We start from the raw sequence: 17,947 nt of genomic DNA on the forward strand, positions 1-17,947 counted from the left end.
TAGGTTATAACACTGCAATATATTCTAGTATGTTTTATATGTTATCTATGAATTCTGTATACAAGTAAAAATCTATGAATTCATATAGTTTTTCACACAAAGTCATATGCAAGTCAATACGACTATTTTAAAAATAGCGCATTAAAAAAGGAGGCTTTTAGGCCTCCTTTTTTTCATGGATAGAATCTCACTAAAACTTCTATTCAATGATCAATTTTTGTACTATAGTGTCTTTGTTAGATTGGATGTTTAAGAAATACATTCCTTTGGCCAAATCACTTGTTTGAATTGTTTGTACATTATTAAAGTTTCTTAAAGCCACTGTTTTTATAAGCTTTCCATTTAAGTCTGTAATGGTTAGTTTTTGTAACTGAGCTTCTCCTGCATATCTTAGCGTTACCTGATTAGTCGCTGGGTTAGGGTAGAGGGTTACGCTTTCGCGAAAGCTAAATTCGTCTGTATTCAATACATCACGTTTTTGGAATATCACCGTAAAACGTTCTGGCTGAATGCCGCTAGTTGCTGTAAATGAATATCTACCTTCATTTAGATTGGTTGTGGTATTGGTAAGGTTGTCAATTAAATATACCGTTGCATTTTCAATACCCACTCCTTCCAAATGATCGATACTAATCGCATAACTTTCTTGAGTTTCTACCGAAGTTGCAAATCCTAAGCTAATTTCTATTTCAGCATCAAACGCTTCTCTTCCTTGAATGGATAGTTGCTCTCCTGTTTCTAGCGTTGTAAATAAAGAGATAAATGTTCCTAAACGCGGACTATCATATCCAGGATCAAATCCTGGTGTTGCATTAGGTGTGAATCCAATTCCTGTTTGTGAAATTGCTTCTTCATACGCTTCTGTAGTAAGGTTTAACCAAAGTCTATCGATGTCACTATTTTCAGCATTTCTAAACCCATCATTGTTTCCAGTGACACGAATACTGTTGGTAAATACCACAGGGGTATTAGCACCTGCTTGTAATTGATCAGCTTTGATTCCAAATCCTTGTCCAGAAGCCATGAATTGTTCAGGTGCTGCACCTCCATTCACGGCAGCTATTCCAAGAAGCGCATTACGAACAGAGATATCATTCATAGAGAAGTTACTGGATCCAAATCCTGGTAAGTCAGCTGTAGGGATGGTTAAGTGATCCCAATAGTATACTTCATTTACGGCATCATTGGCATTGATAAAAGCTTCCACATCAATCGCCGAAGCATATGGATTTCCAAGAAGGTTATAGTTATTAATTGTTGCAGGGCCATTGTAGTTAATAGGTACGGTAATGGTTCCAGAGTTTAAGGTTCCTGGATTCATAGCATTTTGTGTATAGGTAATGGTATAGGCACCATCACCTACATTAGGAGCTGGTTGAGGGAATATGAGTTGTCCTATTCCTGCATCGGGTAAAGCTGTACTTCCTGTGACAGGGAGTAAATAATCATTATTGTCATCAAGGAAGTTTTCAGCAAATTCAAACTCTGGGAAAGTCCCAAAGTCAATATCAAAAGGCACAAAGTTACTTGAGATGATACTAAATACGGCTCTAGAATTTCCATAAGCTCTATCTCTAGCCTCAGCAGTCACAGGACTACTCATGGCCACAAAATTACGATCATCCAGTGTCGGAGTGGTCTTAGCTACAGAAATCGATCCGTTGTTAATAGTCACGGCACTTTCATCAGTTTGTACCACACTTGCTTCGTGAGCCACATCTAGCGTTCCATCAATGGTAAGATCACCTGTAGTTTGTAAGTATCTTCCAGCAGTTACCGTTACAGTAGCACCAGAGTTAATAGTACAAGAACAAGCTGTAATATCTTCCATGACAACTGATGTATCGTAATCAGCATCGATGACAGCATTCATAGATCCATCAGGCGTTCCATTATCCCATCCCATAGCATTATAGGTAGTCACAGGTAATCCGGCACATAGGGGAGAGTCAGGAATAGTACAATCGGGTGTGTAATTTAAGATTTGACTTCCTGCTTCATTGATACAATCGGCATTAACGAAGGTAAAGCCAACCAATGGATCAAAAGGACCACAAGCAGTGAAGAATTGATCATCAAACGGATTGGTAGCATCAAAACAAAGATCAGGAGATACGGCTGATGCATCATCTAAGAATTGCATTCTTACGTGTACTAATGCCGTAGGCGTATTTGCTACGATATTATCACCTATCATTCCACCACTTCCGTTTTGTTGCCAGATGAAGGATACTTTAGAATTCGTAGCATCATTGATAAAGAAAGAATTGTAATGAGCGCCAATTGGGATGATGACTCCAGGAGCAGCTTCTACGGTTGTTACACCTCCTAAGATAGTTGTTTCTGGTCGCTCAAAGGTGATGGCTCCAGCGCCATTGACGAGCTCTCCAAAGGCAGTTGTATTATAATCTAAGAAGAATTGTCCTGATCCTTGCGAATAGGTGATATCACTTGTGATCATGACATCTATTTCATAGAAGTCGTTCATGCCATCATTAGTGATTTGAGGATTTTCAAAAGAGAGCTCGATGTTTTGAGCATTGATAGTCAGACCTCCTAGAAGCATAACTATATGTAGAGTGATTTGTTTCATTGATAATTGATTAAGTAGATTTTTAAAATTGCTGAATACGTCCGGCATTGGGTTGAATGATGAGTGCGATATCTGTGTTGAGAATATTTCCATCCATATTTCCATCTGCACCTGAGTACACATTAATACCTCCAGATACAGAAAGTGCATTAGCGATATCTGTATTTAAGATGCTTCCATCTGCATTAACATCACCTGCATACATCGCAAAAATGCCATTACCCATATCTCTAAGGGCCAACGCTCCTCCAGTCACAGCGTTCATATCTGTACTGAGGTCTAGATTTGTTACAGTTTCTGAAAGTGAAACAGTGCTTGCTGTAAGAATACCCAGATGATTACGATGCCTAACTGCTACATAATAATTCCCTGATGCTCTATTTATTGCCACTGGAGAAGTGCCATCGGTAGCAACAATATCTCCATCACGTTGCAATAAAGCTGATTGCGATACCAAAACATTAGAAGCATCATTTTCATCTCTAAGTTCAATGACTATCCAATCTACAATGGCATTTGCTCCTGTCGTAGTAAAAACGGAAGGATCACAAGTAGTACTGTCATACGGACTTGTTGTTGGAATAAGTATGGAACTAGCAATACGTAAGTCATCTCGCATCAATAATTCTTCTCCTGTATTCGGATTTGTATAGGCTCCTTGTAAGAATACAATAGGATGTATACGTATACGTATACGTTGAGGCACAATAAAACCTTCAGAAACAGAAAGTATGGCAGTACTACGTTCTGCTACTTGTACTTCTCCAATAGTATATAAAATACTGATATTTCCAACAGTGGTGCTAGCACCGCCATTATCAATACTAAAACGGTCAATGGTCTGAGCAAATACATTGCTCATGAATACTAATGAGATAAAAATGAATGCTTTTTTCATTGGTTATTTTGTTCAAGTTGTACAATACGTTCTTGTAATTGTGCGATAGCCATCGTTTGTTGTGATAGCAGATCTATTTTTTTGTTTTGCTGATCAATGAGTTGTTGCTGCTCTTGAATAGCTTTGATGAGTACAGGAATTAAATCGCTATAATAGACGCCTAATCTGTCCAATTCCTTTTTTTTGCGGGTTGCATCTTCGTCATCGCCAGTAGTTATATATTCGTGTGTTTTTACTACTTCAGGAATAATTTCTAATACATCTTGAGCAATCAACCCGAGTTTTTCTCCTTGTTCGGGTTTTGCTTTCCAGCGAAAGCGAACTGGATTGAGGTCTAAAATTTCGCGTAAGCCATAATGTAATTGTTGAATATCTCTTTTTTCTCTACGATCTGAGGTGTTTATGGTTCCATCTGTTGCCCAAACTGCTTCCCATCGCAATGCAGAGCCACCTAATTGAAAACTGTCATCGGTATCAGGGAAGAGTCCACAGTTCCATTCCAACCGATTAGATCCGGTATCTTCTACGGTTTCAGTACCGATTCGTAAACGACCATTAGCAATATGAAGGCGCTCTTGAGGATTTGAAGTGCCTATACCGGTATTTCCGTTTTTAAGAATGGTGAAAGCATCACTTCGGCTTAACGAACCTGTTCCATTTCCAATAACAAAAAGGCGATCAAGACTGACAGCATTTGAAGTAGATAATGGGATGTATTCTGTATTGTACGAACCCATAGTAGTTTCTCTAAAGGAAGCTGCTACTGTTCCTGAACCAAAAGCCATTGAATTATCTCCAGAAGCATTTGAAACAGTGGCTATTGTAATCGCTCTTTCGCCACTTGCTACAGATGAAGTCCCAATAGCGGTAGATTGTACCCCTGAAGCTTGTGTTTCAAATCCTAATGCAGTAGAAAGGTCCCCTAATGCTTGTGAAAAATTACCCATAGCGGTTGTCGAATTACCAGAAGCTAGTGTAAACCTTCCTGATGCAAAAGATTGCGCTCCTGATGCTTCACTTCCTTGACCTACTTGTAATGCGCCATTTTTATATAGAATGAGTGCATTTGATCTAGTATTGGAAGCGGTACCATTTCCAATTACGAGTAAACGATCACTAGCGTTAAAGTTGGTGGTAGACGCAGGAGTGTATCCAGCTGTTGAGTTATAGTTACCTAGAGCAATTTCTGCAAAGGAACGTGCATTGACATTAGAACCTAATGTGATTGATTGATTTCCTGTTGCTGATGATACATTACCCATAGCCATAGATCGTTCTCCACTGGCAAATGTTTGTAAACCTAAAGACACAGCACCTTCTCCCTCTGCCGTAGCACTACTACCTATAGCTACAGCACTTAATCCGCTGGCTGTTGATTCATTACCAAAAGCGACAGAAGCAAGCCCAGAAGCTGTAGTATCAAAACCACCAGCAATAGCAAAGCTCTCTGCCCGTGTTCTAAAACCTAAAGCGACAGCATTAAAGCCTATCGCTCCATATTCGGCTGCATTACTATCCGACTGACTTAAGTCAACAGCGCCAGAGCCAATATCTCCATAAAAATCAGGATTCCTTCCTACCAAGCGCCATCCTGTTGAACCACCCTCAGTAATAGATTCCAAGCCATTTACGTTTTGAGCAGTTTGTGCATTGATAGCGTAGGGAACTGTTAGAAATTGAGTGGTCCCTAGATCCGTTAATCCACCACCAGAATTCACCTGGACATTTAGGAAATGAGTATCTGAAGCCCAATTAATAGCTGTATAATCACCACTTAATATGGTCCCTTCTCCAATATTGAGTATGATCAATCCATTGGTATCTGTAGTAGGAGTATGGTTTTCTGAATATACCACTGTTTGATCATCTCCTTCTAGAATACTGAATTGAATGACAATTAGTTGATTAGATAATGGCGTCCCTTGATTGTCATTAATGACTGCTTTATAGTTGATGTTATTTTGTGCTTGACTTATCAGACAAACAAAAAAAATAACGAATACTAAGAGTGTATTATTTTTCATAAGTTTTGTTTTGTAATAGCGCTGTAAGCTGATTCATTTGTGATTGTAAATCTGCGATGGCAGCTTTGTTTTGCTGTTGTTCGCTTTTATAAGATTGGATGATTTCTTGTTGTTCTTGGATAGCTTTGATGAGTACAGGAATCAAATCGGTGTAGTATACGCCTAGTCTGTCCAACTCCTTTTTTTCGAGGGTTGTATGTTCGCCTTCATCAGTGGTTACATATTCATGTGTTTTGACTACTTCAGGTATAATCTTTAATATATCTTGAGCAATCAGTCCGAGTTTCTCTCCTTGTTCAGGTTTTGCTTTCCAGCGAAAGCGTACCGGGTTGAGGTCTAAAATTTCGCGTAAGCCATAGTTTAATCCTTTAATATCTTTTTTCTCTCTACGATCTGAGGTATTTATGGTTCCATCGGTTGCCCAAACCGCTTCCCATCGTAAGGCAGAGCCGCCTAATTGAAAACTATCATCGGTATCTGGAAAGAGACCGCAATTCCATTCTAAGCGATTAGTCCCTGTATCTTCAACAGTTTCGGTGCCGATACGCAAACGACCATTGGCAACATGCAATCGTTCCAGAGGATTGGAGGTGCCTATACCTGTATTTCCATTTTTAAGGACCGTGATTGCGTTATCTCGATCAGAAACACTTGTGCCATTTCCCACTACAAATAGTCGATCTGTACCTGCTATACCAGAGGCAGAAGATGCGTATAGGTCATTATAACGTCCAATTACAAATTCAGAATTTGAAAATGCAATGGCACTAGTCCCCATGGAAAAAGAATGATCTCCGAAAGATTGAGAATTAGTACCTAAAGCAACCGAATTCTCTGCATTTGCAAGATTGTTATCTCCACCCGCCATTGCATGATTTCCAGCAGCATTACTCTGCAATCCAAAGGAAAAAGATCTTGCACCACCAGCACTTGTCAAAGAACCTGTAGCAAACGATGCAAATCCTGAAGCTGTCGTACCACTACCAAAAGCAGTAGCATTAGTACTAGTAGCTGAGGTACTCGCTCCTGCAGCAAAAGATGAGCTTCCTGAAGCTTCCGTAAAAGCGCCCATAGCTACTGCTCCTGCTTGTGTTGCTGTTGTGCTTAGACCAGTAGTAAAAGAAGCTGCGCCAGATGCTGTTGTCGTAGACCCAAAGGCAACAGAAGTTTGACCACTAGCAATAGTGCCGCTTCCTGCAGACAAACTATATACACCATTAGAAGTAGTTTCATTCCCTAAAGCGACGGCCAATTCTCCTGTAGTACCATTAGCACTCACCACAGAGTTATCCATAGTAATATTTCCATTTTTATAGATGGTTAAAGCGTTATTCCTTCCACTTGAATTATTACTACCATTTCCTATTTCAAAAAGCGGATCACTAGGAGTCCATAAACCTACACTTCCTCCTCCAATATTATTACGACCAAAAGTTGCCGAAAGAAGAGCATCTGCACGAAGTCCTATTCCTTGAGCAAAGGATACATCTCCTATAGCGTCGCTGGTACTGCCAAAAACAACAGAACCCGTTCCTGAAGCTGTAGTTGCTCCTCCTGCAGCAAAGGAGAAAGCTCCAGAAGCCTCTGTAGCAGAACCTGTAGCAAAAGAAGTGTCTCCAGACGCTATGGTTGAAACTCCTACTGCAAATGCTCTATTACCTGTAGCACCTCGGTTGGTATTTGGAGAAGTTGTGATACTTAAATCAATAGCATTTTCACCAATATTTCCATAATTATCAGGATCACGATCCTTTAATCGCCATCCAATACCATTACCTTCATCTATATCTTCCAAGCCCATGGTGTTTTCTGCGGTTTGTGCATGTAATGCATACGGGACAGATAGAAACTGAGTGGTGCCCATATCTACAAGCCCGCCTCCAGTATTGATTTGTACATTTAAAAAGTGATCGGTTGTAGCCCAATCAATCGTTGTATAATCTCCACTTAATACTGCCCCTTCGCCAATGTTTAGAATAACAAGTCCGTTGGCATCTGTAGTAGGGGTGTGATTTTCAGAGTATACATTTGTAGCGCCTTCTAGAATCGTAAACTGAATAATAACAAGATCATTGGCTAAAATAGTACCTGTATCATCTCTAATAATGGCTTTATAGTTAATAGACTGTGATTGTGCTATTCCTATATAGAAAGGAAGCATGCAACAACATACAAGCAATAATTTTTGAAAAGCCTTCATAAATGATAGTAATTAGTTTACTCATTGGTGTTATTGCTTTTAAAAAGTAAACATCAAGATGTACTATTTTTCAACTTTTATTTATAACTACCTGTTTATTAGTGATTAGAAAGCGACTGGTCTTGAGGTGATCGTACTCATTTTACAGGCATCATTTCTTTTTTATATTTTTAATAACATAAAATGTTTACCTCGATAGTTTTAATACACTAATATGAAAAAGCAACGCCTTATTACTGGATTAAAAGAAGATCGACCGGAAGCATTACGCGACATATACCTTGCCCATCGCAAGGCTTTTTTGCGTTATTCAAAAAAATACCCTATCACAGCATCGATGGCTGAAGATGTGTATCAAGATGCGATTATTATCTTAAGAGATAATGCCCGTCAAGGGAAACTCGACAATTTAAAAAGCGAATTAAGAACCTATCTTTTTAGTATTGGGAAGTATTTGATTTATGCGCATTTGCGTAAACAGAAAAAAGTACATCTAGTAGAAGATTTCTCAGAAATGTATAATGAGCAAACAGTTATGTCAGAAATTGTGGAAGCTACGATTCCTGATGGAGAGCGAAAACATCAAATGCAATTAGCATTAGAACAGCTAGGAGGAAAGTGCCGAGAAATCTTGTACTTGTTTTATTATCGTGGCTTCAGTTTAGATGAAATTGTAGAGACCCTAGGATATAGTAGTAAGGATGTAGCCAAAAGTCAAAAATCGAGATGTATTAAAAGTTTAAAGGCACTCGTAAAATCCCCCAGTTATGGATAAAGAACTATTAATTCAGAAATATTTGCAAGGAACGCTCCGCCAAGAAGAAGAGGCGTTGTTTCAGGAGTATCTTGAGAAAGATGCTTCTTTTGCAGATGCTATACTCTTTTATGAAGAGCTTAATTACGCTTTCGCGAAAGCGGACTACAATCAGACAAAAGCACAATTACACTCTTTTTATAAAGAAGAAAAACGCTCCTCATGGAGAAAATGGTCTATAGCAGCTACATTTTTGATTCTTATAGGGCTAAGTAGTGTATGGTATATAAACAGTATTTCCTCTACAGAATCACTTTATGCGCAGTACTTTGAACCGTATAAAAATATAGTGCAACCTATCGTTAGGGGAGAAGCGGTAAAGACAACAAAAGAACGAGCCTTTAAAGCGTATGATGAACAAAATTATAAGGAGGCTATTGCGTACTTTGACGACTTATTAAAGGACACTCCAGAACCTATGATTGAATTTTACAAAGCAAATGCTCAACTACAAATAGGGGACACAGAAACAGCTATTTTGATCTTAGAATCTCGTATTAAAAAAACAGATACGATGTATGGGGAAGTTCAGTGGTATTTAGCTTTAAGTTATTTAAAATTGAATGATAAAAAGAAAGCTAAAGGATATTTGAATAGCTTACTTCAATCAGAGACTCCTTTTAAAAATAAAGAAGCTCAAGAATTATTGAAATTGTTGGAATAAAGGTTTTCTGAACAGCAATAAGAATAGAAGTAAAAAGATGCCTATTGCAATGAATATCCATTTTTTCCAGGGTTGATCTTGTTGTTTGATAGCTGTAGGGTTTCCAGAAATAATAAACCCAGACCAGTAATAGGGATGTTGTAAAGTTGGATAATATCTCTGTGCATCTAGATACGCTAGTTTTGCTTTACGTAATGCTTCATCTTTAGACATGCCTTCATGAAGGTACGTATAAAAACTAGTCATAATCATGGTAGTTTCTGTATCGGGTACTTTCCATAAACTCATGACGGTACTTGATGCACCTGCATGTGTAAAAGCATTGGCCATACTTTGTACTCCTTTTCCTTTAATTTCTTTCCCAATACCCGTTTCACATGCACTTAACGTTACTAAATCTGCATTGAGATTTAAATCATAAATTTCGGGTAATGTCAAGCTTATTTTTGCAGGATCTAAAGCTTCTTCTTCATAAAATTGAATCGTACTTAGCAATGGATCTTCTGCATTTGCTATCGCGTGTGTTGCCAAATGGATTATAGATGAATTAGTAAGCTGATCTAGAAATACATTTTTAGTTGCTTGTTGATCTACATAGGTTGTATGATCAAAATAGGGCGCTATTGCATTTATCTCATCAAAACTTTTAGCAAGACGGTTATTGAAAATACCATCTTGTGTAGCAAAGGGAGCCATAAGTAATGCCTTCTCAGATCGTGATGTCTCTTTTATGGGCAATGCTGTGGTGATATGTATCATGCTAGTTTTATCTAATAGATACTGTTTCTCTGCAGCTATCCATAGAGAAGACATAGGTATAAGATGTAATTTATCATCTAATAATACAGCTGTTTTTGGATCAGATTGTATGTATTTCTTTAAGAGTTTTTCATATATAAGTTGATGCGCCTTGTTATTTCTAGGTGTATCTTTTTTCCGGACTTCAGCACTTACGATGTCAATGGCTTCCTTTAATTCTGGAGTGAGCAGAATGTTATCAAAGTGTTGTGTCGTGTTATTTTCGTGTAACACATAGATTGCTTTTTGTCCCCAGAAATAGTATACTTTATTGTATCCTTCATATGTAGTTCTACTATTTTTAATAAATGGAATGGAGTCAATATCTTTATGTTGTTGCGCATCTTTAAGTTCATTTAATATGGTAACATATTGACTTTGTAGACGTAATTGTAAAGCGCTATCAAAAGTTTTTTGGTCTTTATTAGCTTGCCATTCTTGTTGATATAACTGCATCAAATTACCATATACATTTTTGAATTGCGTTTCATTTAGAAATGCATCTTCATCGCTTAATTTACCCATTCGTTTAATTAATTCATGCGCAGTTATATAGGATTGTTTTTTCGTTTTTAAATAGTTGTTATTTTTTGTTTCTGTATATAATTCTTGAGCGAGTTGTGCTTTAAATAAGAGATTGTCTAGTAATATATTTTTATGTGCTTTTTCAATATTTTCTAGATCTAGAGGCATGTGAAATGTCGTCGTGTTACGTTGTATTCCAGTATTTACAGTAAGTGCCTCTTCACTGTAATATTGCGCATTTTTATAATCGTTAAGATCCAGGTAGTATTTTGCTAATTTAATAAGGAGTGCTGCTCTTTCTATATTTCTGATTTCTAGAGATTCTTGTAATGCTTTTGTGCTGAGTAATTCATTTATGGCTTCCTGATGATTGCCTTGGTAGCTATAAATATCGGCAATGCGCTCACTTAAAAACCATTCAGAAAAATGTGCCTTGAATTTGTCCGTATTTCGTAGTTTTTTTAATGCCAAAGATTGTTTCATGGCTTTATCATAGAGGCTATTTTTTATTAAATAATCTATATGATAGGAATAAAAATCATAAACAAAGAAAGAGGGCTGTGACTGCGCATAGTTCTCAGCTTCAAACTCTTCTACCATTTCAATAATCTTCTCATGCTGATTGGTAAGCGTATATGTTTTAAAAAGACCTCCATAACTTAAATAAAAGGGTAATTCATGTTTTCTAGCTTTTTCTAATGATTGGTTATAGAAGTTTTCAGCCTTTTTATAATTGTACTGAAACTCTTCTACTTTTCCCATTCTATATAAAATGGACATATAGAAAGCTTGATATTCTGGGGCTTTGATGAGATGTTCTCCTTGAAGTAAGCTTAATGCTTTTGAACCATAATAGGAGGAAACTGTAGGTTGGTTATTAATATTTGCGTTGGTACTTAATGCAGCAAACAGTTTTACCTTGGTCATACTAGGTTTTTCGAGCTTCTTTTCAAAAGATAATGCTTGATATAGAGGTGTACTCCATTCAGATATTGGTTTTGAGAAATTAAAGCATCGATACTCCAGCATTTTTGTCTCGATTACTTCTTGAGGAAGTGCTAATTTTTGATATAAAGAATCTGCTTTATGGATAAGCGGTAAAGCTGTTTCTGTATCTCTATTTTGTAATGCTGTTTTTGCTTGCGCAAAATACGTGTCAGCAGCTTCACGATCTACACGATTTTGGGATGAAGGTGTTGTCTGAGCAACGAGTAGGTTTGCATTCCAGATACAACCTAGTATACAGACAAAAGAAAAAAGTATGCGTCTCTTTAAGGACGATAGATACATTTTTAAGATAGGAGGTTAGTTTCTACTAGTTAGTTACTAATATACAAACTACTAGAGAACTTAGATAGACTATACTAACTCCTTTAACTTTAATAGATATATTTTATCCGCCTAAAGTATACGTTCTTGGAGTAGGAAATTGTCTAGAACCATTTGTGAAAAGTTCTTCGTTAGTCGTGTTTTCAGTAGAAGTATTTCCGCCCATCACTTTTATAGGATTAATAATTTGATGCTTTTTTAAATTTTCAAAAATCATATTTTTTATTTTAAAGTTATGATATGAAAGTAATTATTAGATTTTTTTTAGCTTAATAGAATGTTAAAATGTTCAGAAGATTTACTTTGGGTTTGATTTTTATATGTTATACACGCTTTCGCGAAAGCGGATACAACTAAAAATTTCTTATGCTAAATCCTTCAATTTCTCTTGGGATACTTGAGGTAATTATTTAAGTTTATTACTCAACAAGTCCTTTTGCCTTATCCCATAAGTTTTCTCCTTTGTTTCTTAATTTTTCACCACTTTCTTTTAATTGCTCAGCACTAGTATAGGTGTCAAAATCTTCAAGGAATTTTTTTAAACGGTCAATAGTCTCAAACATTTCATTAGTATGCGGGACTTCTTGTTCTTCTAGAAATTTTTTCCAATCCACTTGTGAAAGTATAGAGAACATATATTTTGTTGCAATTTTACCTAGGAAATACTTGTCATATACTCCGTTCAAAACTTTTCCTGACTCTCTATTTTTAAGATATTCTATAGATTGATCTATATTATTTTTGTCTTTAGATGAAAGTAAAGTACTAGCTTTCAATTTTGTTAGAGAAGAGATAGCTTTCTCATGCTCTTCATTTTTTAGATACAGATAGGTTTCTATAGACCATGTGATCTCGTTATTTAAACCTATTTGATTTGCATCTTCTAGAAATATTGCAAAATCTTCTAATGCCCGTTTCTCATCAATTTCTCTATCCATTCGAAGCCTATCAAAACCTCTAAAAACATGATTTAACGCATGAAGTCCTGTATGTGTTTTTTGATTATCTAGATTTCCCCATTGAAATAATGCTCTTGTATATGGAAGGTTTATCTCTTTGTTTTTATTTAACCAATGTATGTTTCTTGTAATCTCATTTTCTGATAAGTAATACAACTCTTTATCAAAAAATAAGAACCCTCTATAGTATTGTAATAACGTTTTGATTTCAGAATCGGGCAATGATTCTGGGTTTGTTTTTGAGCATTCGTATAACGAAATTTCTTTTCCTAAATCTTTGCTTAAGAGAACAATTGCACTTAAAATAGCGTGTTCTGTATTTTGGATATTGATCTTTTTTTCTTCTTCAAAATAGATAGGTTGTTGAGTTGTGGAGCCTCCGTGAGTATACATAAAAACTTCAGTAAGAGTAGGAAATATATCTTCATCAGTTTCTATGATAAAGCCTTCTACTTTTTTATAATCACGATATAGTTTTATGTAATCTAAAATAGATAATGAGCTCTCTTCTAGATGATCATGTTTCATGAGAATATCAAAAATCTCTTGAAAATTAGTTTTAAAATCTTGAAAATCTTTAGAAATGGTATCTTCTGCTATAGATGCTCTTATCAAAATTTTACCAAATTTATAGGAAGAGACTTTGTATGCATCTAGACTTTCTACAAGTTGTTTTTTATCTTTTTCTAATAATTGTATATCCGTTTCTTCTTTGTTAGAACAGCTTATAGAAAGAATAAAAGTAAAGAAAAAGAGAAGGCAGGTTCTCATAAAGATGACAGATTTTAAAATAATAATATAAGGTGCTTTTTTGATAGTACTTAATTATGCGCTTTCGCGAAAGCGGATACAACTAAAAATTTCTTATGCTAAATCCTTCAATTTCTCTTGCAGCATTTTAAACTGGTCGCGTAATTTAGCCGCTTGCATAAAGTCCAGTTCTTTGGCAGCAGCTTCCATAGCTTTTCGAGTATCTCTGATGCTTTTTTCTATTTCTGGCTTGGTTTGGTAGGTAGCGGCATCTTCGGCAGCGAGGTCAATAAGGTTTTGTGCTTCTACAGTATAGGTTGCTTTTCGCGTAAGCGCATTATCCAAACTCTTTTTAATTGCTTGCGGTTTCAGTCCGTGAGCATCGTTATATGCAATTTGCTTGGTTCTGCGATAATCACTACCATCTATAGTTTCTTGCATACTTCTGGTGATCTTATCTGCATACATGATGGCTTTCCCATTTACGTTACGCGCAGCACGTCCTATGGTTTGTGTAAGCGACCGCTTGCTACGTAAGAATCCTTCTTTATCTGCATCAAGTATCGCCACCAATGAAACTTCAGGAAGATCTAATCCTTCACGTAATAAATTCACACCAACTAGTACATCATAGAGTCCTTTACGAAGATCTTGCATAATCTCAACACGTTCTAAGGTATCTACATCTGAGTGAATATATCTAGTACGGATATCAATACGGGCAAGGTACTTCGTTAATTCCTCTGCCATACGTTTCGTAAGTGTAGTTACTAATATACGCTCATCTCGTTCTATGACTTTATTAATTTCTTCGATGAGATCATCTATTTGATTTAAACTTGGACGTACTTCTACTATAGGATCTAAAAGCCCTGTTGGTCGAATGATTTGTTCTACATACGTACCTTCCGATTTCTGCAATTCATAATCTGCAGGAGTTGCAGAAACATAAATTACTTGATTTTGAAGTAGTTCCCATTCTTCAAACTTTAACGGTCTATTATCCATAGCCGCAGGGAGTCTAAACCCATATTCTACTAAGTTTTCTTTACGACTTCTATCTCCACCATACATCGCGCTTACTTGCGAAACCGTTACGTGACTCTCATCCACAACCATCAGGTAGTCTTCAGGAAAATAATCCAATAAACAGAACGGACGCGTACCGGGTTCTCGTCCATCTAGATAACGAGAGTAGTTCTCAATTCCTGAGCAATACCCTAACTCTCTGATCATTTCCAAATCAAAGTTGGTTCGTTCATCCAGTCGTTTGGCTTCTAGATGTCTTCCTATATCTTTAAAATAATCAACCTGTTTGACAAGATCTTCTCCTATTTGATTAATAGCTCCCTGTAGAACATCAGGAGACGTAACAAACATATTTGCAGGATAAATACGAAGCTGTTCGTATTTTTCTATCACCTCACTAGTCTTAGGATCAAAAGCTTCTATTTCTTCAATTTCATCTCCAAAAAAATGTACTCTAAATGCAATATCTGCATAACCAGGAAAGATCTCGACAATATCTCCTTTGATTCTAAAATTACCACGCCCAAACTCCATTTCTGTACGACTATAAAGTCCTTGTACGAGTTGTTTTAATAACATCGTACGTGCAATAATCTGGTCGCGTTTGATCTCAATAACATTTTTCTGAAACTCGGCTGGATTTCCAATACCGTATAAACAAGAAACCGAGGCAACGACTAGTACATCGCGTCTTCCAGAAAGTAGGGAAGAGGTGGTGCTTAATCGCATTTTTTCAATTTCTTCGTTAATAGAAAGGTCTTTTTCTATGTACACTCCAGACGACGGGATGAATGCTTCTGGCTGATAATAATCATAATACGAGACAAAATACTCTACTGCATTCTCTGGAAAAAAAGCTTTAAACTCACTATATAACTGCGCAGCAAGTGTTTTGTTATGCGCCAAGACCAAGGTCGGTTTTTGTACCTCTTGTATGACATTAGCTACCGTAAATGTTTTTCCACTTCCAGTAACTCCCAGTAGTGTTTGATAGGTTTCTTGCGCTTCGAGTCCTTCTACAAGTGATTTGATAGCAGTAGGTTGATCCCCAGTGGGTTTAAAGTCGGATTGTAGTTTGAATTTCATAGATACAGTAGCTACGCTAAATTAAGGCTTTTTACGCTTTCAAGGAAGCATAGCGACGAAGAAGTTTATGCTGAGTTACATCTAAGTACGAAAGCGTAATTAGACATCTTATATTAGGAAATGTGGCGATTCGAGATAAAAGAAAAGCGGGCAGAGCCCGCTTTACAAGTTTAGTGTATATGATATTCAAAATAATATTTTATATAAAAATTGTCAAGTCAATCTTTATCGTGATATAAAATCAAATCTAAAGTGTATCACATACTACTTTGAAAAATTTATAGGTCTAATATAGACTAGGTTTCAAAAGATAAGGTGACTACCGATAAATGATTCCTTATCAAAATATAGGTCTTTTACAGAGGAAGAATGTAAACGTACTGTAAGCTAAAAACTTAGCAATAATCCCACTGAGTTTCATTTTGAGACTATTTTTTGCAATTCATCCTTAAAAAATAACAGTTGAGTTACCCTTACTTTCTAAGAATACTAGATTATATCATCTTTACATCGTAATTTTAAAACAACGAAACCATGAACGATATACACACAGATCATAAATATGACAGAGCAAAAGCACACGTAACGGAATTAAAAGAGTTCTACACGCATTTAATTACTTACTTAGTTATGGTGCCTATATTTATTATTGTAAACTATTATACGACTTCGTTTCCTTGGGCGATATTTCCAATAGCAGGTTGGGGAATAGGTTTGTTAAGTCACGCTATTCAAACCTTTGGATGGAACCCTTTATTTAATAAGGATTGGGAGAAACGCAAAATTGAAGAATTATTACGTGATGATAAATTTTAAAAAATAGAAATCATGGAAGGACAAGAAAATAAATACGAAAGAGCTAGAGCTAGAGTAGTAGCACTTAGAAAATTTTATGGAAAATTAGGAAGTTTCCTTTTATTCGGCCTCTTATTCTTAGGGTTTAATTACTATTCAAATGGATTACGATATCCTTGGTTTTTATGGATTATTGGATTTTGGGGATTAGGCATTGTGATAGAAGCATTTAAACTCTTCGGTACAGATTTGTTTTTAGGAAAAAACTGGGAACAGCGTAAGATTCGAGAGCAAATGGAAAAAGAAAATAGAAATAGTCAAAACTGGTTCTAATGGCAGCTATAGATCAAGAAAAATACGTACGCGTTAGAAAGCAAGTTGAAAATGAGAAAATGTGGTATTCACACCTTTTCATTTATATCCTAGTAAATATACTATTGCAATTATTTTACGAAGGCGTTTTTGATGACGGAGAATTTACGCAGTATATTCCTTGGTGGGTGAGATTTACAACGCCATTTTTCTGGGGATTGAATGTCTTTGTACATTGGTTATATGCGTTTAAAAAAGTACGTTTTACAAATTTTTATAAAAAATGGGAAGAACGTAAGATCAGAGAGCATATGGAATAAGAGGAAGAAAATTTTATAAATTCGATAAGAGAGTAAATACATTCTTTTAAAAAGGAAATAGTAGCATTGCTAAAAAAAGCACATGAAGATGGAAGATATAGATCAAGAAAAATTACAACGAGCAAAAAAACAGATAGAACATGAAAAGGGATGGTATACACATCTTTTTATATACCTAATTGTCAATATATGCTTACAGTTATTTTATTTTGGGCTATTTGACGACGGAAGAGTAACAGGATATATGCCTTGGTGGGTTCATTTTACAACACCTTTTTTCTGGGGTATTGGATTGTTAGGTCATTGGATAAAAGTGTTTAAGAAAATTCGCTCTATAAAATTTTATAAGGATTGGGAGGCTCGTAAAATCAAACAGTTTATGGAAGAAGAGGAAGAAGATTTTACGCATATCATCAAGAAAAGATCCTCTAAAAAATAACTAAATATTGAAAGTGATTCTAATGGAGAATAAAAACGAAGAAAAATACGAACGCGTTAAAAAGCAAATAAAAAATGAAAGGAAATGGTATTCACACCTCTTTGCCTATATCTTTTTTTGTACGGTACAGCAATTGTTTTATGCTGGTGTTTTTGACGGAGGGCAATTCACCTCTTATATTCCTTTTTGGACACGATTAATAACACCCATTTTATGGGGAATAGGTTTGTTGTTGCATTGGTTCTATGTATTTAAAGGCGTTCGATACAATAGCTTTTATAAAAAATGGGAACAACGTAAGATTCAGGAATATATGGAAGAAGAAGAAGATTTTGCAAGTACTATCAAAAAATAAACTAAAAGCCTTTTTCAAGGGAATGTAAAGTAATAATCAATCAAAAAATAACATATT

The 17,947-nt window shown here is 36.0% G+C and carries 15 protein-coding genes; 7 read left to right on the top strand and 8 right to left on the bottom strand.

The features are described from left to right. Positions 1 to 199 precede the first annotated feature (199 nt). Genes Q1A01_RS12175 through Q1A01_RS12190 form a run of 4 tightly spaced genes read right to left on the bottom strand, consistent with a single transcriptional unit; the run spans position 200 to position 7,715 of the window. On the bottom strand, positions 200 to 2,593 hold the full coding sequence (locus Q1A01_RS12175) for a T9SS type A sorting domain-containing protein (protein ID WP_299680974.1): 2,394 nt from the start codon (positions 2,591 to 2,593) through the stop codon (positions 200 to 202). 22 nt (positions 2,594 to 2,615) lie between these two features. Further along, positions 2,616 to 3,491: a hemagglutinin protein gene (locus Q1A01_RS12180; RefSeq protein ID WP_299680977.1), complete on the bottom strand. Its 876-nt coding sequence runs from the start codon at positions 3,489 to 3,491 to the stop codon at positions 2,616 to 2,618. Beyond that, positions 3,488 to 5,515 (bottom strand): tail fiber domain-containing protein, encoded by a 2,028-nt coding sequence (locus Q1A01_RS12185; RefSeq protein WP_299680980.1) that lies wholly within the window; start codon positions 5,513 to 5,515, stop codon positions 3,488 to 3,490. The genes Q1A01_RS12180 and Q1A01_RS12185 overlap by 4 nt, the downstream gene beginning before the upstream one ends. Continuing rightward, the gene (locus Q1A01_RS12190) at positions 5,505 to 7,715 is read right to left on the bottom strand and encodes a tail fiber domain-containing protein (RefSeq protein WP_299680983.1); all 2,211 of its coding nucleotides are present in this window, start codon (positions 7,713 to 7,715) and stop codon (positions 5,505 to 5,507) included. Before Q1A01_RS12190 ends, Q1A01_RS12185 begins: the two co-directional genes overlap by 11 nt. Positions 7,716 to 7,929: 214 nt before the next feature. Between Q1A01_RS12190 and Q1A01_RS12195 the strand changes: the two genes are divergently transcribed. Together Q1A01_RS12195 and Q1A01_RS12200 are read left to right on the top strand one after the other, a co-directional pair. Next, positions 7,930 to 8,490: a sigma-70 family RNA polymerase sigma factor gene (locus tag Q1A01_RS12195; protein ID WP_299680986.1), complete on the top strand. Its 561-nt coding sequence runs from the start codon at positions 7,930 to 7,932 to the stop codon at positions 8,488 to 8,490. Continuing rightward, the gene (locus Q1A01_RS12200) at positions 8,483 to 9,193 is read left to right on the top strand and encodes a tetratricopeptide repeat protein (protein WP_299680989.1); all 711 of its coding nucleotides are present in this window, start codon (positions 8,483 to 8,485) and stop codon (positions 9,191 to 9,193) included. Before Q1A01_RS12195 ends, Q1A01_RS12200 begins: the two co-directional genes overlap by 8 nt. On the opposite strand, the gene Q1A01_RS12205 is transcribed toward Q1A01_RS12200, so the two are convergent. From Q1A01_RS12205 to uvrB, 4 genes are all read right to left on the bottom strand, one after another. Beyond that, entirely contained in the window at positions 9,173 to 11,806 is a 2,634-nt protein-coding gene (locus tag Q1A01_RS12205; protein WP_299680992.1) for a CHAT domain-containing tetratricopeptide repeat protein, read from the bottom strand. The two genes, Q1A01_RS12200 and Q1A01_RS12205, sit on opposite strands and share 21 nt — an antisense overlap. Before the next feature lie 103 nt (positions 11,807 to 11,909). Then, positions 11,910 to 12,062, bottom strand: coding sequence for a hypothetical protein (locus tag Q1A01_RS12210; protein WP_299680995.1), 153 nt, complete (start codon positions 12,060 to 12,062; stop codon positions 11,910 to 11,912). Between the two features lie 202 nt (positions 12,063 to 12,264). Next, positions 12,265 to 13,575 carry a short-chain dehydrogenase gene (locus tag Q1A01_RS12215; RefSeq protein WP_299680998.1) on the bottom strand — a complete coding sequence of 437 codons (1,311 nt, stop codon included), beginning with the start codon at positions 13,573 to 13,575 and terminating at the stop codon, positions 12,265 to 12,267. A gap of 93 nt (positions 13,576 to 13,668) precedes the next feature. Beyond that, positions 13,669 to 15,669: an excinuclease ABC subunit UvrB gene (uvrB, locus tag Q1A01_RS12220; RefSeq protein ID WP_299681001.1), complete on the bottom strand. Its 2,001-nt coding sequence runs from the start codon at positions 15,667 to 15,669 to the stop codon at positions 13,669 to 13,671. 534 nt (positions 15,670 to 16,203) lie between these two features. Between uvrB and Q1A01_RS12225 the strand changes: the two genes are divergently transcribed. From Q1A01_RS12225 to Q1A01_RS12245, 5 genes are all read left to right on the top strand, one after another. Next, positions 16,204 to 16,485, top strand: a complete 282-nt coding sequence (locus tag Q1A01_RS12225; protein WP_299681003.1) for a 2TM domain-containing protein — start codon at positions 16,204 to 16,206, stop codon at positions 16,483 to 16,485. Between the two features lie 12 nt (positions 16,486 to 16,497). Then, positions 16,498 to 16,797, top strand: a complete 300-nt coding sequence (locus tag Q1A01_RS12230; RefSeq protein ID WP_299681006.1) for a 2TM domain-containing protein — start codon at positions 16,498 to 16,500, stop codon at positions 16,795 to 16,797. Then, positions 16,797 to 17,096, top strand: coding sequence for a 2TM domain-containing protein (locus Q1A01_RS12235; protein ID WP_299681009.1), 300 nt, complete (start codon positions 16,797 to 16,799; stop codon positions 17,094 to 17,096). The genes Q1A01_RS12230 and Q1A01_RS12235 overlap by 1 nt, the downstream gene beginning before the upstream one ends. A gap of 88 nt (positions 17,097 to 17,184) precedes the next feature. Then, complete coding sequence (locus tag Q1A01_RS12240) at positions 17,185 to 17,535, top strand: 2TM domain-containing protein (protein ID WP_299681012.1); 351 nt, start codon at positions 17,185 to 17,187, stop codon at positions 17,533 to 17,535. Between the two features lie 22 nt (positions 17,536 to 17,557). Continuing rightward, entirely contained in the window at positions 17,558 to 17,890 is a 333-nt protein-coding gene (locus tag Q1A01_RS12245; protein ID WP_299681015.1) for a 2TM domain-containing protein, read from the top strand. The last annotated feature ends 57 nt before the right edge of the window (positions 17,891 to 17,947 follow it).

This window comes from uncultured Dokdonia sp. (assembly GCF_947492815.1).
Taxonomy (GTDB): Bacteria; Bacteroidota; Bacteroidia; order Flavobacteriales; family Flavobacteriaceae; genus Dokdonia.